General features: G+C 46.6%; 23 protein-coding genes and 2 pseudogenes. 19 read left to right on the top strand and 6 right to left on the bottom strand.

What is annotated here, in order from left to right; genetic code table 11:
- The first annotated feature begins 69 nt into the window (after positions 1 to 69).
- From skT53_RS02805 to skT53_RS02815, 3 genes are all read left to right on the top strand, one after another.
- The gene (locus skT53_RS02805; RefSeq protein ID WP_200759666.1) at positions 70 to 495 is read left to right on the top strand and encodes an amidohydrolase family protein; all 426 of its coding nucleotides are present in this window, start codon (positions 70 to 72) and stop codon (positions 493 to 495) included.
- A gap of 39 nt (positions 496 to 534) precedes the next feature.
- Positions 535 to 1,011, top strand: a complete 477-nt coding sequence (locus tag skT53_RS02810; protein ID WP_200759667.1) for an amidohydrolase family protein — start codon at positions 535 to 537, stop codon at positions 1,009 to 1,011.
- Between the two features lie 343 nt (positions 1,012 to 1,354).
- Positions 1,355 to 1,567 carry a hypothetical protein gene (locus skT53_RS02815; RefSeq protein WP_200759668.1) on the top strand — a complete coding sequence of 71 codons (213 nt, stop codon included), beginning with the start codon at positions 1,355 to 1,357 and terminating at the stop codon, positions 1,565 to 1,567.
- Between the two features lie 214 nt (positions 1,568 to 1,781).
- On the opposite strand, the gene skT53_RS02820 is transcribed toward skT53_RS02815, so the two are convergent.
- Positions 1,782 to 1,964 (bottom strand): hypothetical protein, encoded by a 183-nt coding sequence (locus tag skT53_RS02820; protein WP_200759669.1) that lies wholly within the window; start codon positions 1,962 to 1,964, stop codon positions 1,782 to 1,784.
- A 231-nt stretch (positions 1,965 to 2,195) separates the two neighbouring features.
- On the bottom strand, positions 2,196 to 3,887 hold the full coding sequence (locus tag skT53_RS02825; protein ID WP_200759670.1) for a phospholipase C: 1,692 nt from the start codon (positions 3,885 to 3,887) through the stop codon (positions 2,196 to 2,198).
- Between the two features lie 167 nt (positions 3,888 to 4,054).
- Here skT53_RS02825 and skT53_RS02830 point away from each other — a divergent pair, with 167 nt between their 5' ends.
- The 10 genes and pseudogenes from skT53_RS02830 to skT53_RS02875 all read left to right on the top strand — a co-directional run bounded on the left by skT53_RS02830 (position 4,055) and on the right by skT53_RS02875 (position 13,699).
- The gene (locus skT53_RS02830) at positions 4,055 to 4,876 is read left to right on the top strand and encodes an undecaprenyl-diphosphate phosphatase (RefSeq protein ID WP_200759671.1); all 822 of its coding nucleotides are present in this window, start codon (positions 4,055 to 4,057) and stop codon (positions 4,874 to 4,876) included.
- A 307-nt stretch (positions 4,877 to 5,183) separates the two neighbouring features.
- Complete coding sequence (locus tag skT53_RS02835) at positions 5,184 to 5,885, top strand: GntR family transcriptional regulator (RefSeq protein ID WP_200759672.1); 702 nt, start codon at positions 5,184 to 5,186, stop codon at positions 5,883 to 5,885.
- A gap of 112 nt (positions 5,886 to 5,997) precedes the next feature.
- The gene (gene hpaI, locus skT53_RS02840; RefSeq protein ID WP_404828931.1) at positions 5,998 to 6,921 is read left to right on the top strand and encodes a 2,4-dihydroxyhept-2-ene-1,7-dioic acid aldolase; all 924 of its coding nucleotides are present in this window, start codon (positions 5,998 to 6,000) and stop codon (positions 6,919 to 6,921) included.
- Complete coding sequence (locus tag skT53_RS02845) at positions 6,918 to 7,709, top strand: fumarylacetoacetate hydrolase family protein (protein WP_200759674.1); 792 nt, start codon at positions 6,918 to 6,920, stop codon at positions 7,707 to 7,709. Before hpaI ends, skT53_RS02845 begins: the two co-directional genes overlap by 4 nt.
- Positions 7,690 to 9,207, top strand: coding sequence for a 5-carboxymethyl-2-hydroxymuconate semialdehyde dehydrogenase (gene hpaE / locus skT53_RS02850; protein WP_200759675.1), 1,518 nt, complete (start codon positions 7,690 to 7,692; stop codon positions 9,205 to 9,207). The genes skT53_RS02845 and hpaE overlap by 20 nt, the downstream gene beginning before the upstream one ends.
- A 56-nt stretch (positions 9,208 to 9,263) precedes the next feature.
- Entirely contained in the window at positions 9,264 to 10,736 is a 1,473-nt protein-coding gene (hpaB, locus tag skT53_RS02855; RefSeq protein ID WP_200759676.1) for a 4-hydroxyphenylacetate 3-monooxygenase, oxygenase component, read from the top strand.
- 48 nt (positions 10,737 to 10,784) lie between these two features.
- Positions 10,785 to 11,768 (top strand): 3,4-dihydroxyphenylacetate 2,3-dioxygenase, encoded by a 984-nt coding sequence (hpaD, locus tag skT53_RS02860; RefSeq protein WP_200759677.1) that lies wholly within the window; start codon positions 10,785 to 10,787, stop codon positions 11,766 to 11,768.
- A 73-nt stretch (positions 11,769 to 11,841) separates the two neighbouring features.
- Positions 11,842 to 12,675, top strand: a pseudogene (locus skT53_RS02865) (ABC transporter substrate-binding protein); the annotation flags it as partial.
- A pseudogene (locus tag skT53_RS02870) lies at positions 12,669 to 12,971 on the top strand (ABC transporter ATP-binding protein C-terminal domain-containing protein); the annotation flags it as partial. The pseudogenes skT53_RS02865 and skT53_RS02870, both read left to right, overlap by 7 nt.
- A complete protein-coding gene (locus tag skT53_RS02875) occupies positions 12,971 to 13,699 on the top strand; it encodes an ABC transporter ATP-binding protein (RefSeq protein ID WP_200760848.1) in 729 nt (242 codons plus the stop codon). The pseudogene skT53_RS02870 and the gene skT53_RS02875, both read left to right, overlap by 1 nt.
- Before the next feature lie 133 nt (positions 13,700 to 13,832).
- Here skT53_RS02875 and skT53_RS02880 read toward each other — a convergent pair whose 3' ends face one another.
- From skT53_RS02880 to skT53_RS02895, 4 genes are all read right to left on the bottom strand, one after another.
- Positions 13,833 to 15,290 carry a Ppx/GppA family phosphatase gene (locus tag skT53_RS02880; protein WP_200759680.1) on the bottom strand — a complete coding sequence of 486 codons (1,458 nt, stop codon included), beginning with the start codon at positions 15,288 to 15,290 and terminating at the stop codon, positions 13,833 to 13,835.
- Positions 15,287 to 15,982: a dTMP kinase gene (gene tmk, locus skT53_RS02885; RefSeq protein WP_200759681.1), complete on the bottom strand. Its 696-nt coding sequence runs from the start codon at positions 15,980 to 15,982 to the stop codon at positions 15,287 to 15,289. Before tmk ends, skT53_RS02880 begins: the two co-directional genes overlap by 4 nt.
- Positions 15,972 to 16,682 (bottom strand): dTMP kinase, encoded by a 711-nt coding sequence (locus skT53_RS02890; protein ID WP_200759682.1) that lies wholly within the window; start codon positions 16,680 to 16,682, stop codon positions 15,972 to 15,974. The genes tmk and skT53_RS02890 overlap by 11 nt, the downstream gene beginning before the upstream one ends.
- Before the next feature lie 67 nt (positions 16,683 to 16,749).
- Complete coding sequence (locus skT53_RS02895; RefSeq protein WP_200759683.1) at positions 16,750 to 17,496, bottom strand: glucose 1-dehydrogenase; 747 nt, start codon at positions 17,494 to 17,496, stop codon at positions 16,750 to 16,752.
- Between the two features lie 188 nt (positions 17,497 to 17,684).
- Here skT53_RS02895 and skT53_RS02900 point away from each other — a divergent pair, with 188 nt between their 5' ends.
- The 6 genes from skT53_RS02900 to skT53_RS02925 all read left to right on the top strand — a co-directional run bounded on the left by skT53_RS02900 (position 17,685) and on the right by skT53_RS02925 (position 22,075).
- The gene (locus skT53_RS02900) at positions 17,685 to 18,836 is read left to right on the top strand and encodes an ABC transporter substrate-binding protein (RefSeq protein WP_200759684.1); all 1,152 of its coding nucleotides are present in this window, start codon (positions 17,685 to 17,687) and stop codon (positions 18,834 to 18,836) included.
- Positions 18,837 to 18,840: 4 nt separating this feature from the next.
- Positions 18,841 to 19,728, top strand: coding sequence for a branched-chain amino acid ABC transporter permease (locus skT53_RS02905; protein ID WP_200759685.1), 888 nt, complete (start codon positions 18,841 to 18,843; stop codon positions 19,726 to 19,728).
- Positions 19,725 to 19,970 carry a branched-chain amino acid ABC transporter permease gene (locus skT53_RS02910; RefSeq protein ID WP_200759686.1) on the top strand — a complete coding sequence of 82 codons (246 nt, stop codon included), beginning with the start codon at positions 19,725 to 19,727 and terminating at the stop codon, positions 19,968 to 19,970. The genes skT53_RS02905 and skT53_RS02910 overlap by 4 nt, the downstream gene beginning before the upstream one ends.
- A gap of 312 nt (positions 19,971 to 20,282) precedes the next feature.
- Complete coding sequence (locus skT53_RS02915) at positions 20,283 to 21,005, top strand: ABC transporter ATP-binding protein (RefSeq protein WP_200759687.1); 723 nt, start codon at positions 20,283 to 20,285, stop codon at positions 21,003 to 21,005.
- Entirely contained in the window at positions 20,998 to 21,354 is a 357-nt protein-coding gene (locus tag skT53_RS02920) for an ATP-binding cassette domain-containing protein (RefSeq protein ID WP_200759688.1), read from the top strand. Before skT53_RS02915 ends, skT53_RS02920 begins: the two co-directional genes overlap by 8 nt.
- Complete coding sequence (locus skT53_RS02925; protein WP_264176009.1) at positions 21,344 to 22,075, top strand: zinc-binding dehydrogenase; 732 nt, start codon at positions 21,344 to 21,346, stop codon at positions 22,073 to 22,075. The genes skT53_RS02920 and skT53_RS02925 overlap by 11 nt, the downstream gene beginning before the upstream one ends.
- Positions 22,076 to 22,161 lie beyond the last annotated feature (86 nt).

Genomic DNA, 22,161 nt, shown 5'->3' on the forward strand with positions numbered 1-22,161 from the left:
TATGGATTCGGTGGTGAATTCCCGCTACACCATGCACCAAGGAGTATTAAACGGCGGGAGGGTGACGGTATGAGTCAAAAGCGGCTTTGCATTCGGAATGCCGAGATGGTCCTTCCTGACCGGGTAATAAAAGGCGATCTTTTGGTTGAAGGGGATCGCATAGCGGAGATACGGCCAACTGGGCTTCCGGTTACAGCAGACGAGCCATCAGATCAGGCATTGGATGCAACCAGGATGTATTTGCTGCCCGGGAACGGAATCACTACGATGTATCACTCTGTCTCGTTAGCAGACGGAGTCGGGGTTCGGAACAATGATATGGTGGTCCAGATTATCGAAAATATTGTCCGGCACCGAAATACCCGGTCTTCGATCCGGCACCGCGTTCACTTGCGGTACGAGATAACGAACCTTCCCGGACTGCAAGCCGTGGAACATCTTTTGCAGCAGGGTAAGATCGACCTTCTCTCCTATATGGACCATACACCAGGATAGGGGCAATTCGCTGCGCCAGGGACGTATGAAGCGTATGTCATGAAAACCTATGGATTTAAGGATGAACTGGCCAAGGAGATGGTTGAGAAAATCATTGCATGGCAGCAACAAATCGAATGGAACCGGCTGAAGAAACTTGCCCGGTACGCAAAGTCCCTTAATATTAGCGTCGCTTCCCACGACGATGATTCGCCGGACAAAGTGGATCAGATGCTTGGGTATGGTATCAGGATCAGTGAGTTTCCTGTGAATCTGAAGGCGGCGCGCCGAGCAAAGGAAAGAAATATTCATGTCTGCGTGGGTGCGCCAAATGTGGTTCGCGGCAGTTCCCACGGCAACAACATGAAAGCGATCGATGCAATCAAAGCGGGGTATGCGGACGTGCTGTGCTCCGATTATCATCCATCGACGATGTTGCCAGTTGTATGCAAGTTGGTTGCAGAGGGAATCGATTTGCCCCAAGCAGTAAGGAAGATCAGTCTCAATCCTGCACAAGCGCTGGGGATTGATGCGTAACTGGGTACGCTTGAGCAGGAAAAAACAGCAGATCTCATACTGGTTGAAATGTATGAAGGATACCCGTTGCTGCAAAAGGTCTGGAACAGGCGATGGTCATCGGGCGGGAGTTGGGTGTAGAAATCGTACCCGGTATTGAAATATCAGCGTATGATTTTGAAAGAAAGACACGGGCGCATATTCTTGGATTCTATGTGGAGCCGGGACATCCTGCGATTGAACTGCTCTGTAATCCTGTAATCGAGAAGCGCCACAAGGTCTCACTTGAAATGATCGACAAGATCATTGCGGCGGGTTATCGGATATCCCGAGAGCAAGTAGAACGGTTTGCAGAAAGCGGAACATGTATTACAAGCAACATATTATGCATGCGTTATTGGAAAATGGGTATTGTGACGAAATTTACGGAGATCTTTACAAGACGCGATTTTCCCGAAGTGAGAAAGACGGCAAACAGGGAGTTGCGTATGTTTCCATGGAGTATGTTGATGCCGTTTCTGCCATCCAAGCGATTCAGGCCGCAGGAGGGGATCCGGTGGTTGCCATCCCGGTTTAATTTTGAGAATAACAATTATGTACAGGACGAAGTAAATCAATATTTGGCGCAAATCGAAAGCCTGCAATATAACTTATTTATTTATCGTTTTTAAAATACGAATCGAGTAAGCAGGGGTTAGTAATCCCACTATTGGCACTGTTATAATGCGTACGGTAATGAAGGGCATTCCAAATAGTGGAAAGGTGACAATGATGGTCACCACTTATCCAACTCAACGCTTGAAACGTATCTTCCATTCGGCGGATTCCGTTTCGATGCGTACTTCATATCCGGAACTGCGGAGACTATTGACCAGGTCGGAAGCCGTATTTTTGTCGGACAATGAGATCTGATACCAGCCAAGGTTTTTCCGATTCGTTTTGGAAACAATCGTTTGCAGTTGTCGTAAAATCATTCGAATACCTCCTGTTCTCTTTGAATACAAGCAACGATATCAATTCTTTGCTATCATCCCTTGCACTTCTAGAATACGTGTGAAAGATAAAAATCAGTTAAAGTAACGGTGAATTTTTCGTGAAGAATTTGGTACAAGAATTTGACTTTGACAGTCAACATGAGGCTCCCAATAGGGAAAAGAAAAGGACCACGGGTTGGAAACCATAGGTCCTTTCCAGGGAATCACTTTTTATTTGCTGGTCACGGTAACAACTCCGTTTTCAGTCTGCATGGACCAACCGAGAGCGTCGACTAAAGATTTTAACGGCACATAGGTTTGCTTGGTAGGACTTACCCACGTTTGAGTTTTCAAATGGACAGGTTTCCCATTGAATTTGAACGAGATTTCGTCTTTTGCACCGTCATTTTGAGCGTTACGATCATTTTCGTTCTGGTTGTTGTTTTGATTCTTGTCGTTGTTTTGATCGTTTTCGTTGTTGTTGCCCAATATACGGCCGTTGATACTGCGTACAAAGTCAACGAGGGGCACCATTACATTCCCTTTTGTATCGATAAAGGGGGCTTCCCCAGGGGTGCTCACTCCCAGCAGAGCGTTGTTAAGTTGAACTTTCACCGGTGTTCCGTACGTTTTTGCCGGTGTCAGGCTTCCGTCATTGTACATGTAAGCAGCAAAGTTCGGATGGTTAAAATCAAACATATCCAGAATGTTATTGGCACTAGCGTCGCGGTTATTGAGAGTGGGGAGGTGATAGTTCCACTCAATAAACTTCAGAATCGACGTTGTGTCATATGGAACGTGGCTTACATAGTTTTCCTTCGCATATGGAGAAATCACCAATGCTGGAATGCGCGGGCCGTTTCCTTGCAGTCCGTCAGGGCCTGGAGTCACTTGGGGCGGTGCAACATGATCCCAGTATCCGCCCGACTCGTCATAGGTGACGATGATGGCCGTGTCTTTCCAATATGGGCTGTTCATGATCGCATTGATCATTTTAACAGTGAAGTCTTCTCCTTCGGGTGTACTGTATCCGGGATGCTCGTCTTCGGGGTATCCTGCCTTTAAGAAGCTCACATCAGGCAATTTGCCGTTTGCGATGTCTTTCACAAAATCATTGGTGTCTTTCAGATTGTTCTTATACTTTCCGTCCTCATAGTTTTGGAAGTATTGAAAAGGATTGTGGTGAGGAGAGTACGTATTGTCGTTTGCCGTGTAACCCCCCTGATACCAGGCCCAAGTCTTGTTGTGTTCCGACAATGTATCACCTATGTTTTTGTAAGTGAGATTGTAGGAAAGCGCGGATTTTGGGTTATCACCGCCGTATGGTTCATTTTTGGGAGTCGGGTCTCCCTTGATCGGCTGGTCTTTTGTGCCGGACTGAGCGGCTACCAGGTATAATGCGCCCGGCGTTGAAGGTCCGTAGACAGGTTGGAAGAAATTATCCGCCAGGGCAAAATGTTGAGCATATTGCCAGTAAGCAGGTATTGCATGGTAATCGTAATATCCCATTGCAATTTTTCCTGCGCCGCGACGGTTATTGACAAGATAAAATTTGTCCATCTTTCCGCCGTCAACCATTTCCATCATATGATCAAAGCCGTGATCCACATCTTTCGTTTGCAGTTGATCTAACGGAAATAAATAGGGATATACGGGATTGCCGTTTTCATCCGGATTAAAAGCGCCAGCCGGGATATTTTTGACATCCTTGGGTGTGCCTGGAAGCGCGTGAAAGCCTGGAGCTGTCGGATATGTACCGAAATAATTGTCAAAGGAACGATTCTCCTGAAAGATAACCACGGTGTGTTTGATAGGTGAACTTGTTTCTGTTGCGGCTTGCACTGGGGAAAAACCAAATGATGCAGTGGCGGAAAAAGAGCATACAACTGTCGCCAGGGTTTTTTTACGCAACCATTTTTTCACAATCTTTCCTCCTTGTAGTTTTTCATAGTCATTAGCATGGTTAAGTATGAAACAAAGTTATGAAGTCGTTGTTAGGGAATTGTTATTTCTGTGTAAATAAATGGCTGTGTGAAGTCAAAAGGTGGTATTCTAACATTGAGTCATTACTGGAAAGGCAGGAATCAACAGTGGATCTCTTACAAACTATTGTTTTTGCAATTATTCAAGGAATAACCGAGTTGTTTCCCATCAGCAGCGTTGCACACGGAGTACTGACACCGTACGTATTTCATTGGAACCTTGATCCTGAATTTTTAAAAGAACACTTTCTCCCGTATGTGGTCATGCTTCACTTAGGAACAGCCTTAGCTCTTTTACTGTTTTTCCGGGATGAGTGGATTGACATCATCCGATCCATTTTTGACAGGAGGCAAAAGAATGCACGTCATTTGTTGGTGCTGATTCTGGTAGCGACCATTCCGGCGGGACTTATCGGAGTCGTATTTGAAAAGCCGCTTCGCCATATTTTTAGTAACGTAACCAGTGCCGCCATTTTTCTAATCGTAAACGGTTTGTTCCTCTACTTTGGAGAAAAGTGGCGTACCCGAGGTACGAAAGATATTAATGATCTGACGTATGGACAAGCGATCGTTGTGGGATTGTTCCAATCATTGGCATTGATTCCTGGATTCTCACGTTCGGGAGCCAGTATGGTCGCCGGGTTCTGGATGGGTCTGAAGCATGAAGCGGCGGCACGCTTTTCTATGTTATTGGCGACCCCGGTGATTGCAGGTGCGGCTGTGCTTGAAGTTCCCAAGTTGGCTAACTCAGGCATTCACGGGTTATTTCAAACATCCTTGATCGGCGGGGTATTGGCGGGTGTATTTGCATACGTAAGTGTGTGGATCTTAATGAATTGGTTTAAAAAGCATGAGATCGACGCCATGCGTCCATTTGCCTACTATTGCTGGGGTGTCGGGGTTGTCATTTTGCTCTCAAATTTCCTGTAGGAACAGAGAAGATTATCATTTTGAAAGAAAAGGACTGATGAAGTAATCATTCTTCAGCAGACGGGTCTCCTTAAACTAGGAGACTTTTTTATTTACAAATAGACTTTGCACTCGACGTAAATCATCTCGCTTGTTCTGTGCCGTGGAGCCCAAACAGGAAGCCAACCGGATGCTCTGACCTATAGCCCGGATGGCCGGCTTTATGTGGCAAATGCGGGAAACAATGACATAGCTGGCTCTTTTGATCATATATGATTTTTTAAAAAATATACTTGAAATCATATATGATTTTATATATGATTAAACCATGGAAAATCTAAAAACTAATATCAGCAAAACTCAGTATGCCTATGAATTCATTCGATCCCGGATTGTGGATGGCAGTTATGGGCCGGGCCATCGAATCGTGATCGACCAAATTGCCAGAGAGTTGAATTTAAGCGCCATCCCGGTGAGGGAAGCCATTCGTCAACTTGAATCGGACGGCTTCATTCAGTACAAACCCTACAGTGGCGCAATTGTCAGCATGATCAATGAAACCGAATATCTGGAGACTCTGTCTGTATTGGCGGTGCTTGAAGGATACGCAACGGCTCTCGGCTCAAAAACAATTGCAAAGGAGGGAATCTCGGACCTTGAAAAAATGAATGAAGAAATGAATGAGGCCCTTTATAACTTTGAGTTTGAGCAATTTGGGGAGTTAAACCGGAAGTTTCATATGATCATCTATGAGTGTTGCGGCAACTCCTATCTGAAAGAGCAGATTGAACAGACGTGGCAAAGGATGGCCCGTGTTCGTCAATCTGGATTTACCTTTGTGCCGCAACGTGCCCGGGAATCGGTTGAAGAGCATGCCCGTATCATTGAAATGATGAAAGAGCGAGCTCCATTTGAAGACATTGAAGCGTTTGCAAGGCAGCATAAGCTGAATACCGCCAAGGCATTTCAAAACCGCAAAGATGCTCCCAAAGCGGAAGAAATCACGCCAAATTTCTTGTTGGATCTATAAAAAATACTAAATCAACGAATCTATCACAGGAGGCAAAACGATTATTTTCTTCTTGTAAAATAACTGAAAATACAATGTATACAAAACAATCAAAATTGGAGGTATGTTTCGGGTGTACCAAGAAGCGAAGCAACGTTTAAGAGGTTCCATCGCTCCCATCGTGACGCCGTTTGATGCAACCATGAATGTGGATACAAAGGCACTGCAAAATCTGATTGAATGGCATATTGAAAGCGGTTCCCACGGGATTTCCGTAACCGGTACTACGGGTGAACCCAGTTCGTTGACCATTGAGGAGCGCGAACTTGTGATGGAAACCGCAATAAAGACGGCAGCCGGTCGTGTTCCTGTCGTGCCGGGAACCGGATCGACCAACCATGCAGAAACCCTGCATCTTACCAAACGCGCCCAAGAAATGGGTGCCGATGCGGCCATGGTGATTGTGCCTTATTATAATCGTCCCAACCAGCAAGCGCTTTATACCCATTTTAAAATTGTTGCAGATTCAGTAGATATTCCTATTATCATTTACAACATTCCCGGAAGAACCGCTACCAATTTGGATGTCAAGACCTTAACCCGCCTGGCGGAAGATTGCAAGAATATTATCGGCGTAAAAGAATCGAATAAAGATTTTGAACATGTCAATCGAGTATTGCTGAACTGTGGCCGCGACTTTTTACTGTATTCAGGAATTGAACTTCTTTGTTATCCGATGTTAGCTATCGGTGGCGCAGGTCATGTCAGCGCAACCGCTAACATTGTTCCTAGGGAAGTGGCTGATATCTACAACTACTGGGCAGCGGGTGAAGTTGAGAAAGCGATTGATCTGCATTATAAATTGATGCCTTTAAATGATGTTTTGTTTAAGGATACGAATCCAGGGCCTTTGAAAACCGCCATGGGAATGATGGGAAAAATCAATCCTGCACTTCGTTTGCCAATGGGTCCGCCATCGGAAGAGTTGCAAAAAGAGATATGGCAGACCCTCAATCAATATGGATTGCTGGATCAGGAAGCGGGGATGTCGAAATGAAGCACGCCCGATTCCTGCATGAAGGTCGAATCGTTACAGGTATTGTTGAGGGTGAACTTATCGTGGATGAGGCAGGGAGAGAACACCATGTGGATGCGATCGATGTCTGGCTTCCTCCGGTGGTTCCCAACAACATGATCGGGCTGGCCTTGAATTATGCGGACCATGCGGAAGAACTGGGATTGGAAAAACCGAAAGAACCTGTCTTGTTCATCAAACCGAACAGCTCGCTCATCGGTCATCAAGCTCCTGTATACTATCCCGATGGAGCCACCTACATGCATTATGAAAATGAACTGGCGGTTGTAATCGGAAAAAAAGGTCGCAACATTAAACACGTCCATGCGTTTGATTATGTAAGCGGATACACGATTATCAACGACGTAACGGTTCGCGATTTTGTCAACAATTTCTATCGCCCTCCGGTTCGGGCTAAGGGCCACGACACATTCGGCCCCCTGGGTCCTTACTTTGTCGACAAAGAAGACATTTCCGATGTTGGGAATCTGGAACTGCGTACCTATGTCAATGGAGAGTTGCGTCAACAAGGGAATACCAAGGATTTGATCTATACCATTCCCGACCTCATTGAATTTATCAGTTCGTTTATGACACTGCAAGCGGGTGACATGATATTGACCGGAACACCGAAAGGGATCTCGCCTGTAAATCCCGGAGATACCATGCGCTTGGAGATTGATGGCTTGGGAACCTTGGAAAATCCGATTCTTGATGGAAGGACCGATCAGGCTGCAGGGAGGAAAGACTATGAAACAATTCAAGGTTGATAAGGTTCTTCACTATATTAACGGCAAGTTTGTTGAGGGAGTCTCCGGTCGGCAATTCCAAAATATCAATCCTTTTACTAATCAATCCATTAATGAAGTGGCAGAAGGTTTTAAGGAAGACATTGATTTGGCCGTGGCAGCCGCTCGTCAAGCGTTTGACAACGGCCCCTGGCGCACGATGAGTGTCGGGGAGCGGATGAAGTATATCATTAAGATTGCCGACCTGATTGAAGAGAATGCCGAAGAAATCTCGTATTTGGAATCTCTCGACACAGGTTTGCCGATCAGCCAAACCAAGAAACAAGCGGCCCGTGCAGCGGAAAACTTCCGTTTTTACGCGGAAATGGTCAAGAGCCGTCTGGTGGGAGAAGCCTACCAGGTGGACCAATCCTTCATTAACTATACGATTCATAAACCGGTAGGGGTGGCTGGTTTAATTACACCTTGGAATGCTCCGTTCATGCTGGAAACATGGAAAGTCGCTCCCGCTCTCGCTACAGGAAACACCTGTGTCCTGAAACCGGCGGAATGGTCACCGCTCACCGCAAATAAGCTGGCGCAAATCATCCATGAAGCGGGGTTGCCGGAAGGCGTCTTCAACGTCGTTCATGGATTCGGAGAAACAGCCGGAGCTGCTCTTGTAGCCCACCCGGACGTTCAGTTGATCTCTTTTACAGGTGAAACGAAAACGGGTTCGGAAATTATGAAGAACGGTGCGGACACATTGAAAAGGTGTTCGATGGAATTGGGAGGCAAATCACCTGCGATAGTCTTTGCGGATGCGGATTTGGAGAGTGCGCTGGATGCGGTTGTATGGGGGATCTTCTCCTTTAACGGCGAACGCTGCACGGCGAATTCCCGAATTTTTCTGCAAGAATCGATCTATGACCAATTTGTAGACGCTCTGAAAGAACGGGTATCCCGCATTGTGGTCGGGGATCCCATGGATGAAGCCACGGAAGTGGGGCCGCTGATCCATCGGAAGCACTGGGAGAATGTGAAGAATTACATTGAGATTGCCCGGGCGGAAGGCGCTGAAATCATTTCGGGCCAAATACCGGAATCCTGTCGGAACGGGAACTATGTGGCTCCTACGCTTCTATTGAATTGCACCAATGATATGCGTGTCGCCCAGGAGGAAATTTTCGGACCGGTGATGGTTGTTATACCGTTTAAAACGGAGGAAGAAGCACTGCGAATGGCCAATGATGTGAAATACGGACTCGCCGCTTACATTTGGACGAGTGATATGAAACGGGGTCATCGTCTGGCACATGCGGTTGAAAGCGGCATGGTGTGGGTCAATTCACCAAATGTGAGGGATTTGCGGATTCCTTTCGGCGGTTCCAAACACAGCGGAATCGGACGCGAAGGCGGCCACTACAGTTTTGAATTTTATACCGAAACACAGGTCATTCATGTGGCTGTGGGGAATCCTCACATCCCGAAATTCGGCAAAACCAGGAAAGCGGAAGCTGTAACCGTCAGCCGGTTATAATGGAAGACGGATCATCCTGAAAAACTGCATTTCCAAATGCTGTGAGGGGGATACCAATGCCAGCGAAAACAGGAAAGCAATATATAGAACGGGTAGACAAGGCGAAATCGAATGTTTGGATTGACGGCAAGCCAGTGCAGGGAAATTTCTCTGAGCACCCGGCATTTAGAGGGGTGATGAAAAGTCAGGCTGAACTTTATGATATGCAACATGATCCGGACAAACGGGATTATATGACATACGTGTCGCCGACTACAGGTGATCGTGTAGGCACTTCTTTTATGCAACCAAGAACAAAAGAAGACTTGGAAAAACGGCGGATGATGATTCAAGAATGGGCCAGGTACAACGGAGGGATGATGGGACGTTCGCCGGACTATATCAACTCCGGTATGATGGCTTATGGCGCAGCGGCCGAGATGTTTGGGCAACAGGATCCCATGTTTGCTGAAAATATGCGCAGGTATTATGAATACTGCCGCGAAAACGACCTGTCGCTAACCCATACGTTGATTCAACCTCAGGTCAATCGAGCAGTAAATTCCGCTGAACTTCCGGATCCTTATATCGCGGCACGCATTGTGAAAAGAACCGCGGATGGAGTAGTGATCCGGGGAGCGCGACTGCTTGCGACGCAGGGGGGAATAACAGATGAAATTATGGTATTTCCATCGACACTGCTCAAACAGTCGGATGAAGAGAACCCGTATGCTTATGCTTTCTGTATTCCCAATCATACACCAGGGTTGAAATTTATCTGCCGGGAAACATTTGACTATGGAAAATCGGCATTTGATCATCCGCTTGGTTCGCGGTTTGAAGAAATGGATACGATTGTCGTGTTCAATGATGTGACCGTTCCATGGGATCGCGTATTCGCCCTTGGTGATGTGGAAGTATGTAACCGAGCTTATGTGGAAAGCAACGCTCAGGTTCATATGACCCATCAAGTAGTGGCAAAGAACGTAGCCAAGACGGAATTCATCTTGGGAATTCTGCAATTGATGGTGGAAACCATCAATATCGGACAGTTTCAACATGTACAGGAAAAGATGGCTGAGGTCATTATAGTACTGGAAAATATGAAAGCGCTTTTGATCGCTTCTGAAGTAAATGCCAAAGTGGATAAGTGGGGAACGATGACCCCCGACTTCAAACCGTTAAATGCGGCACGAAATTATTTTCCACGCATTTATCCCCGTTTTTCCGAAATCATGCAGTTACTCGGGGCGAGTGGTTTGATGGCGATTCCGAATGAAAGCGATTTCAGATCTGAGCTTCGGGCTGATTTGGATAAATACCTGCAGGCAGCGAACGGAGATGCATATAACCGTGTGAAATTATTCCGGTTAGCGTGGGATGTCTGCATGAGTGCATTTGGATCACGCCAAACGTTGTACGAGCGCTTTTTCTTCGGAGATCCCGTACGCATGGCAGGTGCTTTGTATAACGGCTATGACAAGCAGCAATATGTCGATCGCGTGAAAGAATTCTTAAATCGCTCGGATGAGTTGGTGGCAAACCGGTAATTCAATCGAGTGAAAATACCGAATATTCTGTTTGCGGGAGGGGAAAGAATGGATTTTTCTATTATCCGGGTCGCCAGAACGGTAATGAATGTTACCGACTTGGATCGTGCCAGGGAATTTTATGTAGATGCTTTAGGGTTTATTGAAACTGAGAGTGATGATCAGCACATCTACCTGCGGGGATTGGAAGAACACTGTCATCACAGCCTTGTATTAAAGAAAGCGGAAAAAACAGGTGTTCATGCGATCGGATATAAAGTTCAAGAAGAAGGACAGTTAGAAAGCCTGGAAAAGCTTTTTCAATCAAAAGGACTCAAAACGAAATGGATGGAAAACGGCTCGCAGAGGGCGATAGGGAAAACATTGCGAGTGCATGATGTTTCCGGAATCCCGTTGGAATTTTTCACAAAAATGGAAACTGTTGAAAGAATGCTTCAAAGATATGAAATGTACAAAGGGGCGAGAATTCAACGAATTGATCATGTAAACTGCCAGGTGCCTGATGTCGAAAAAGCATATGATTTTTATGTAAAGGAATTGGGGTTTGCTTGCTCTGAGTACACGGAAACTGAAGATGACAAAAAATGGGCCGCTTGGCTCCATCGGAAACAGAATGTACACGATCAAGCTTTTATGAATGGAGAGGGTCCGAGACTTCATCATATCGGTTTTTGGTTGTCCGATCCTTTAAGCATTATTCACGCTTGCGACGTGCTTGCCTCACTGGGATATGGAAGCAATATTGAGAGGGGGCCCGGTCGGCACGGACTTTCAAATGCATTTTTCCTTTACCTCAGAGATCCGGATGGCAATCGAATTGAACTCTATAACGGGGACTATCTGACAAGCGATCCTGATTTTAAGCCAATTCGCTGGGATATCAACGATCCGAGACGTCAAACATTCTGGGGGCACAAGGCGCCGGACAGTTGGTTTGAGGAAGCCACTCCGTTTTTGGATATTGAAACGGGAGAAGAAGTTGAAATCAAAAATCCAACGTTAAAACAAAGAAAACCTGAATTTGTCATATAACGAAAGGGGGGCGATCCTTCTTGCCAGGATTAAAAAATAACGGTTCCCGTGAAGGAATCTTCAGGAGGTTACTATGCAAAAAATATGGTTTTTTCTATTAAGTCTGTCTATGGTGTTTTTTGTAACCGCATGCGGCAACAATACGGCCACCACAAGCTCCTCAAACAATTCTACCAGTCAAAAAACGATCAGAATCGGTGGTGTGTTCTCTGCGTCGGGTGGATCATCCCCTTTAGGGAAGCCGGAAATGGATACTCTTAAAATGATGGTTGACAAGGCAAATGCGGAAGGAGGCATAAATGGACGGAAAATTGAGTTGGTAGCCTATGACGACAAATCGGATCAAAACGAAGCGGTCCTTGATATGAAGAAGTTGATTGAGCAAGACAAAGTGGTAGCTGTCATTGGGGGTACATCATCCGGAAATTCGCTGGCCATGATTCCCTTGGCCGAAAAATCCAAGATCCCTTTCCTCTCTCTTGCCGCCAGCAAAAATATTAACATACCAACCAAGCAATTTGTTTTTAAGACCGCCCAGGGTGACGACGTTGTCGTTCCGCGCGTGGTGGAATATTTAAAAACCCACAATCTGATGAAAGTCGCCTGGTTGGGGGTGGATAACTCTTTTGGTTCCAGCGGGAAAGAAGAGTTTGATGCTCTGACGAAGCAGGCGGGCATTCAGACCGTGATCTCCGAAACGTTTGAAGCTACCGTCAATGATGCAAAACCTATGTTGACCCGCGTGAAAAATGCCAACCCACAGGCAATTGTCATTTGGGGGACAACACAGGAATCTGCCGTTGTGACCAAAAACGTTCGCGAGTTGGGAATTGACGTTCCGATCGTGGAGTCACACGGGATCGCAAGTTCGAAATTTATCGAATTGGTGGGAAATGCAGCCAACGGTTATTGGAAATTGCAAGGGCCGCAGCCTCAGACCCCAAGCTGATTTTACTGGATGAACCAATGGCGGGTCTGAATCCGCAGGAATCGAGGGAACTGGTTGATATCATTCTTGAAATGCGGCAGCAGGGGATGACATTTCTCTTCGTTGAACACGATATGGAAACCGTGATGTCTGTTGCCGACAAGATCGTCGTGCTGGACTTCGGGGAAAAGATTGCGGAAGGTGCCCCGCAAGAAATTTTTAATAATCCGGTTGTGGTTGCTGCCTATTTGGGAGACGAGGAGGTGGCTATTTGATGCTTGAAGTTACCGGTTTGCATACGTATCATGGGTACCTGCATGCCATAAAAGGGATCAGTTTTACTATAAGAAAAGGGGAAATCTTATCCATCGTGGGTTCTAACGGAGCAGGAAAAAGTACGTTAATGGGAACCATTGCAGGGATCTACACGCCAAAAGAAGGCAGAATCCTGTTTGAAGACGAGGATATTTCCGGACTGCCGACCGACAAGATAGTAACGAAAGGGATATGCCTGGTTCCGGAACGCAGACAAATATTCGATTCTCTTAGTGTCAAAGACAATTTGCTATTGGGTTCTTACCACCGAGTGAAAAGAGAAAAAAGACAAGTGCAGCGGGATTACGATAAAATTCTGGATTTATTCCCGAAATTGAGAACCATGCCAGACCGACCCGGAGGATTGCTTAGCGGCGGAGAACAACAGATGCTTGCGATCGGCCGCGGGTTAATGGCCAATCCCAAATTGATGATGCTGGATGAGCCGTCACTGGGTTTGGCTCCGCTTATTGTAAAAGATATCATGGCGATTTTCAAGCATTTGAAAAACGAATTTGGAACCACCATTATTCTTGTTGAACAAAATGTAAAGGCGGCACTTGCAATTGCGGATTATGCTTGTGTACTGGAACGGGGAGAAATCGTGATCCGTGGACCCGCAAAAGAAGTGGGAGACAACCCGGCAGTTCGCAATGCCTACCTCGGTAGAAGCAAGGAAGTCTCATAATTTATAAGAAGCAAATCGGATTACTGAACGGATGAAACACTGATTCTCCCGGGTACCTTAATTGGCGTAAATCCCCCTGATTCGATTTCTCCGATCAGGGGTTTCTTTATACTTGGGAAAGCGGCGAAATCAATCAGAGCTCCATATACTCAAGCCTAACGCCGAAAACTTTTTTGAATTCCGTTCCCAAATCCGCGTCGGCCGAATTTGCTACGATGCTTCTCATCCCCGGTGCTTTTCCAATCCATACACGGTTTTCTTCCACGGTGCATGTTAAGTTTTCGATCTCAATTCCTGACTGTAAAATGGCCAGTTTGGCCAAGCGAATCAGCAGTGATAATTTCCTAAGTGTGGGGTCGTTTTTTCCGCAGAGCAGGCCTGCGATCTGCTCGCATTCGGAAGGCTGCAGCCCGTGCAAGTGGGAGGAGAGCGTCAGATAAGCAGAGTGCCTTGTCCATTTTTCCGTATTGATATAGCAGCCGCAACTTTCGATTTGTGAAGTCACTTGAAGCAGCTTCCGTTCGAATTCGCTCAGACCATGAACCTGCTGCAGTGAATCAAATAAGTATAGCGCCGCATTCGTCACCAGGGTTGCGATGTTGGTGTTGATCTTAAACAGTTTCTGAAAATTGGCCAAGCTGTAATCCAACACGGATGCTACTATCGGTTCCGAATTTTCCCGCAGCAAATACTCAAATGCAATTCCTTCCCGCAGTCCGCTTCGGCTGACAATGATGGTTTGCGCGGAAATCTGGTCTGCAAGCGCTTGGATTGCGGCAAACCCTGCGACCAGAATATCAGCCCGTTGCCTGGATAGTCCCTTGATTTTTTTTCGATCCTTGAGTGGAGATGATTTTATTTCTTGATACATATTTCTTAAGGAATTCAATGAGATTTGATAACCGTGTATACGTTTGGATAACTGATCGTTCTTGCTCCGATCCAGTTTTGCCAGTGCCCGGGCTGCGCCACCCAGTCCGACGAGGGGGAGATTGCGCAATTTTGTAAGCCATGGAATTTCCAAAAATTGTTGCTGCATGAAGCGATATACTTGATCGCCCTGGAGATCAGCCGGAACCTCCTTGAACTGTGCGGTAAGGGTAACAGCACCATAAGGCAGGCTGACGACCTGCAGCAAACGACGGTTAAAAATGTACATCAGTTCCATGCTGGCTCCGCCAATGTCAAACAGGAGCGCATCCTGAATATCCAGAGTGTTGATGACGCCCAAATAGCCATAACGCCCTTCCTCTTCACCCTGAAGAACACGAAATGAAACACTTGTTTCCTTTTTGAGAGCCGCAAGAAATTCTGTCTGGTTCTGCGCTTGCCGAACTGCCGCCGTCGCGACGGCAATCCAATCGGTAACCCCGTACATGCTGCCGGCACGATAAAATAACTTTGTACAATGGATCGCTTTTGCCAATCCATCGGGTGAGATCCGCGCCTCCTTATCCAAATGCGCGGCTAAACGAATGTTACGTTTCATCTCAAAAATCGGATGGTAAGCGCCGTCCTCGTATATGTCATAAATTACGAAACGACAAGAGTTGGAGCCTAAATCAATAATCCCGATTCTCTCTGTCGTCATGCCATCTTCAACAACTTCTTCACTTTCTTTTTGATATGATCGTGGATATCGTCGATCGGCTGCGTACCGTCAACTGCATCGAACTGATATTGATCTGCCAATCGGTCATATTGTTCCAACAACCGGTTCTGGTACATGAGAAAGCTGTCAACCATATCGCTGGATAAAGCCAAATCCATTCCGGACTCCCAATAAGACAACTGGCCGTAAGAATAAAAGCAGCGGTGCATTAATTCCTCGGCAGGCACAGACAAGTAAACTACAAAATCCGGCTTCAGAGCAAATCCCAGCAATGTTTCCAGCCAATCCGACTGGGCGCCGCGAACCTTTTGACGAGCCATGAGGGTAAACACGTAACGGTCGGCGACAACAATCATCCCGGCGCGAAGAGCAGGTATGATCACGTTCTCCAATTCATCCGCAAAATCGGTCGCATATAGGAGGCCCAGAGTAGTTTGTCCGAGAATATGCTCTTCTTTGGCTTCCTCAATCGCCTGCCGCATCAGTTTCGAGCGTTTGATTCCTGCCTCCGCCACGGCGTGACCCTTGACTTCCAACCATTCTTTCAGCAGAGCGCTTTGCGTGGAGTGCCCGGAGTAATCGGACCCTTCGATTACAATCAGTTTTCCTGACAGTGATTCATTCTCTAGGCCAGGAATGCCGTGCCCGAAAAATCGTCTGTCAACAGCCAAGGGAAATCCCTCCTTTACCTGTATTTTTTGCGATTTGGCGAATTGAGGCAGGGGGCACGTAATCTTCCAGAATACCGGACACCAGGTCACGGACAATCGACTGTTGTTCCTCGATCGATTTGGTGGCGTCAATCATGGTAAGTCCATCCGTTTCCACCATCTCATCGTATTGATCTTTGATCCGGCCCTGGTAAATTTTAAAACTTTGGACCGGATCCTGGCTTACACCAAGATCCATGCCCGCTTCATGATATTTTAATTCCGGTCTGCCGACTAAAATCCGGTTCACCGCTACGTCTAGCGGCGTTCGAAAATAGAGGGCGAGAGAAGGGCGAACGGCCATCCGATATGTATTTCGCACCCATTCAGGATCGCACCCGCGAGCCGCATCTCTTGCAAATGCGGTATAAATGTAGCGATCAGCCAAAACAATATAGCCGGCTCGCAACTGAGGCAGAATCAATTTTTCATATCGGTCGAAAAAATCGCTGGCATGAATCAAACTGAATGTGGTGGGAGTCAGCATCTTTTGTTTTTTCGCTTTTTTCGTCCAGTTCTTGACCAGATCGGAAGAGTTCCATTCGGTAAAAAAAACAGGGTAGCCTTTCGCTTCGAGCCATTTTTTCAAAAGATACATCTGGGTGCTTTTGCCGGAACCGTCCGTTCCTTCGACAATTATTAATTTTCCTGGGTGATTCACAGGGGTGTCTCCTCCCGGACCGAGAATGTTTTACTAAGTTTCTCCAATACGGGTTGTTTACATTCCCTTAAGGCTCATAAATCATCTTGCGTGTCATGCCGCCATCGATGACCAGATTTTCACCGGTAATGAAATCGTTCTCCTCAGATGTAAGGAATAAGCATGCTCTGGCAATATCTTCAGGTCTACCGACTCGCATGGCAGGGTGTTGCTTATGGTCGATTTCCTTTAATTGTGAGTAATCGCCTGTTTCAATCCATCCTGGGCTGATCGAATTCACCCGAATACGATCGGGACCCAGAGAAATGGCCAACGCATGAGTCAGGGCCAGTATCCCGCCTTTTGAAGCCGCATACGCTTCTGTATTAGGCTCTGACATTAAGGCACGTGTTGAGGCAATATTAACGATCGAGCCCCCTCCTTGTTCTCTCATATATTTAGCTGCCTCCCGGGCACACAGAAAAACACCGCGCAAATTAATATGCAGCAGTGAATCCCATTCTTCTACGGTTAACTCATAAGGAGACTTCCACTTTGTAATCCCCGCATTATTGATCAAAATATCGATTCGGCCATACGTCTCTACCGTATAACGCATCAAGGACAGTATATCGTCCGGGCGCCCTACATCGACCAACTGAATCATACACTCTTTCCCGGCTTCTCGAATCAATCGTTCCGTTTCTTGACATTCCTTCCTTTCCCGATCCGCGATGACGACTTTTGCTCCTTGATGCGCGTACATCTGCGCAATCCCGCGTCCAATGCCGCGTCCTGCTCCTGTAACAATGACGATCTTGTCAGCAAATTCCATAGTATTCCTCCCTGAGTGGAATCGATAGTTCTTTTATTTTATATAAAAATTCCGGAACGGGTAAGTGCGAGTAATGTTCCCTCCAGATTCGTACTGAAACCGTCACGGCAAGCATAGATGCATAGTAAGCGAATACAAATTCCTCCCGTTCATAGGACAAATCGATTTGTCGAACAGTTGACGCATCCATGCAGATCGGCGCTCTATTTCCTCTAAGCGGGGCAGCGGCTCTGCTCGGGGATGAAAGTTTTCGCGGCGTGGAACTGGCTGTAAAACTCAGAAACAAAAATGGTGGAGTCGCGGGTGGCAAGCAGGTGGAATTGGTGAAAACCGATGCGCCTGACGCAAACGCCGCACAGGCGGAAGCAAATCGACTGATTACCCAAAAGGGGCTTACTCTGATTCTCGGATCCTATTCCAGTGCGATTTCGTTTGCAGCCACTGAAGTTACGGAAAGAAACGGCGTGCTCTTTTGGGAAATGGGAGCGATCTCAGACCCGATCACCGAAAGAGGATATAAGTATGTATTCCGGACCAACCCGGCAGCCTCCGATTTTGCAAAAGTGCAAATTCAATATATCAAGGAAGTGGTAGCGCCAAAATTAGGCAAGAGTCCGACGGATGTTCGAATCGGCATTGTGCATGAAGATTCCCTTTATGGGACAACGGTAGCCGACTTCATACGGAAAATGACGAATGAAGAAAAGATGCAACTGGTTACTGCCCAGCCTTATAACATGAAATCGGTAGACCTGTCTTCCGTGGTGTTGAATGTAAAACAGGCAAAACCGGATGTGTTGATTGCGGTGTCTTATCTGAATGATGCGATTTTGTTCTGGCGTCAAGCGAAGGAATTGGGCCTGGATGTCCCCGTCTTTATCGGAACAGGCGGAGGCCATACGATGTCTGATTTACAAAAGGCGCTTGGCAAGGACGCCAACGGAATTATTGATGTAGACTTTCCACAGTATGAAATCAACAAAACCTACACGCCTGGGCTTGATCAGTTCGTAAAACTCTACAAGGAAACTTACAATGAAGAACCTCGCTCCGGCCACTCTTTGGCAAATTTTATGGGAACCAACGTACTGCTTGACTTGATTGATAAAGTAGGTGGAATCGATCCGGACAAAATCAAAAAGGTCGCTTTGGACTACAAATTGGAGCCCGGTAAATCGGCAACAGGTTGGGGCGTAGATTTTGATCCGGTGAAAGGCCAAAACAAACTTGGGAAACCGTATGTCCATCAGTGGATAGACGGAAAACTTGTAACCGTATGGCCGAAAGGGGCAGCCGTTCAAGAGGCGCAACTGCCAATGCCAAAATGGAGCGAGAGGTAGCACTGTGGCTCAGCTCATGCAGGTAATCATTTCGGGGATTCTTGTCGGCGGAATCTATGCCCTGATCAGTATGGGACTGAACTTGATCCTCGGTGTAGTGAGAATCATCAATTCTGCGCATGGTGAGTTTTTGATGATTTCGATGTATATCAGTTTTCTGTTTTTCGCTACATGGGGATTGGATCCTTATTTGTCAGCGCTGATTGTGGTTTTGTTGTTATTCATTTTTGGTTGTCTTGTGCAAAGAATCATGATCCAGCCGATCTTGGAAACTTCAGCTGCGGTAAAAATATTTGCCACTCTCGGGCTGTCGATTATGATGCAAAACTTTGCCCTGATGATTTGGAATGCGGATTATCGGACTGTTCACACCGCTTATCAAACATCAGTAATTCGGCTGGGCGAAGTGGCCATCAGCGTCCCGCGGTTGATTGCGTTTGCGGTTGCGATCCTGATCGCCGTTTGTTTGTTTCTCTTCCTGAAAAAAACGTTCATCGGGAAAGCGATCCGCGCTGTTGCTATGGAAAGAAGAGCCGCTTCTTTAATGGGAATTCACGTCCGCAGGATTTATCTGGTTGCCTTCGGCATCGGCTCGGCTTTGGTTGGATTGGCGGGATCGCTGCTGATGCCGATTTACTATGTATTTCCAACAGTAGGCACCTTGTTTGTCTTAACCACATTCGTTGTCGTGGTGCTCGGCGGAATGGGAAGCATGTTTGGAGCGTTTCTGGGGGGAATCCTGATTGGACTGGTGGAAGCATTGGCAGGCGTGTTTATTTCACCCGGACTTAAAGAAGCGGTTTACTTTGTGATTTTTATTTTGGTGCTGCTGTTCCGTCCTTCCGGGTTGTTCAGTTTGGGCAAGGGTTCCGAGGAGGTTGGTCTGAAGTGAAAAAGCTTTTCACAAAAAGGAACATTCTCCTGCTCGCAGTTCTTACTCTATTGTTGCTGGTTCCGCAGTTTGGCGTTAACAAATTTTATATGCACATTCTGATTCTGATCCTGTTTTATGCAGCAGTAAGCGGGTCCTGGAATATATTGGCCGGTTATGCCGGTCAATTGTCATTGGGGCATGCGATATTCTTCGGTCTTGGCGCTTACACCTCGACGTTATTGCTGATGAAAATTTATTGAACCGGAGGCGATATTCAACATCAATTTTTCCGTACAAGTGGCCCTAGTTTCCATTATCGGCGGTATGGGTACAGTTTTGGGTCCGGTCATCGGCGCCGTTTTAATGATTCCGTTAAATGAGATTTTGCGTTCCGCTTTTTCCAGTCTCAACGGCTTAAACTTCTTTGTTTACGGATTTGTATTGATTCTGGTGGTGTCCTTCATTCCAAACGGAATCCTGCCCACGGTTAGAAATGGGCTAAAAAAAAGCAGGGATGAACAAAGGGGAAGCGCTGCAAGCCGTTGCAAGTCCGAGGAACGGAGGGGAACACGTTGATTCTGCAAATTAAAAATCTTACCAAGCGGTTTGGCGGACTTACTGCCGTAAACAACGTGAGTTTTGATGTCGAAGCAAAAGAAATTGTGGGAATCATCGGGCCAAACGGCGCAGGAAAAACCACGTTGTTCAATCTGATCTCAGGCGCCCTTCCCGTAACATCAGGTTCCGTGTTGTTTAAAAACGAGGACATCACAAACCAAAAACCGAATCGGATCTGTCAAAAAGGAATCGGCAGAACGTTTCAGGTTGTGAAACCGTTTGGAAATATCAGCGTTTTGGAAAATGTGGTGATTGGCGCTTACAATCGACTCCCGAAAACGAAGGAAGCGAAACAGTACGCGCAATATGTATTGGAAAAAGTGGATTTGATCCACAGACAGGATGTTATGGCGAAAAGCTTGACTATATCAGACAAAAAAAGGCTGGAAGTGGCAAAAGCATTGGCCACCCGGCCGACCTTGCTGCTGCTGGATGAGGTAATGGCAGGGTTAAATCCTGGTGAGATCAATGACATTATTCCTTTAATCCGTAACCTGGCTGATGAGGGCATTACGTTGATCGTGATTGAACACATCATGCAGGTGATTATGCAATTGTCAAACAAGGTGATTGTAATTCATCATGGTGAGAAAATTGCGGAGGGAAGTCCGCAGGAAGTCACCAGCAATCCGAAAGTGATCGAGGCCTATCTGGGGGAGGAGATGGCGCTTGCTTAAGCTGGAAGATATCAATCTATTCTATGGGGAAGTGCAGGCATTGTGGAATGTCAGCCTGGAAGTGGAGGATGGAGAAACGATCGCGCTTCTCGGTGCAAACGCAGCCGGGAAATCCACTACCATTAATGCGATCTCCGGGCTTGAGAAAATATCTTCCGGCCGAATCCTTTATCAAGGGGAAGAGATACACGAAAAAAGCCCGCATGAGATTGTACGGTTGGGAATTATTCAGGTTCCAGAGGGAAGAAAACTGTTCTCGTTCATGACGGTTGAGGAAAATCTGGAACTGGGCGCCTATTCGGAAAGGGCCAGAAAGGATTTTAAAAAAAAATTTGGAGATGGTGTATGAACTGTTCCCGATTCTGAAAGAAAGAAGAAAACAACTCGCTGGTTCGATGAGCGGCGGTCAGCAGCAAATGTGTGCAATTGCCAGGGGATTGATGGGAAGTCCGAAAATCTTGATGATCGATGATTTGTCCAGTCCCATTGCAGCATTGGTGGAACCTTTGTCGATTGCAAATCATGCGGCAGAAGCAGTAGGAAAAGTAAAACCCGGTGATAAGGTCTGGGTGCAGGGGTGTGGAATCATTGGCTTTTTTGTCGGAGTGGTTTGTCGGTTTGCCGGGGCCGAAGTTACAATAGCCGGCCTGCCGAAAGATAAGGAAGCCCGTTTGCGGCATGCTTCTTCCTTTGGGATGAAACCGTTTATAATGGGAGAATCCGATAATACGACTGAAAAGGTGGATCTCCTGTTTGAATGCTCCGGCTCGCCTGGCGGAATCCGCGACGGTCTCGAACGGCTCAAAAAAGGCGGCAGGGCTGTCATGGTGGCCTTGTATGAACATGACATCACTCTTCCCTTAACGAAGGCGGTACGAAATGAATGGGAGTTGCTCACCAGCTATGGTTGCCAACCCAGTGATTACGTCCGCTCGTTTTCGATCCTGAAGCAACTGAAATCCCAACTGCAAAACGTCGTATCTGTCTATCCCATTGCCATGGCACGGCAAGCATTTGATGATGCTTTACAGCAAAAAGTGTTAAAACCGATTTTAAATGTAAAGGGATAAAATGCGGCAGCAAAGGTGATAGATTGCTTAAAACAAGAGGCCTGTCATTTCGATAGGCCTCTTTGATTTGAAGTTATGGTCTCCAG

It is taken from the genome of Effusibacillus dendaii (assembly GCF_015097055.1).
Lineage (GTDB): Bacteria > Bacillota > Bacilli > Tumebacillales > Effusibacillaceae > Effusibacillus > Effusibacillus dendaii.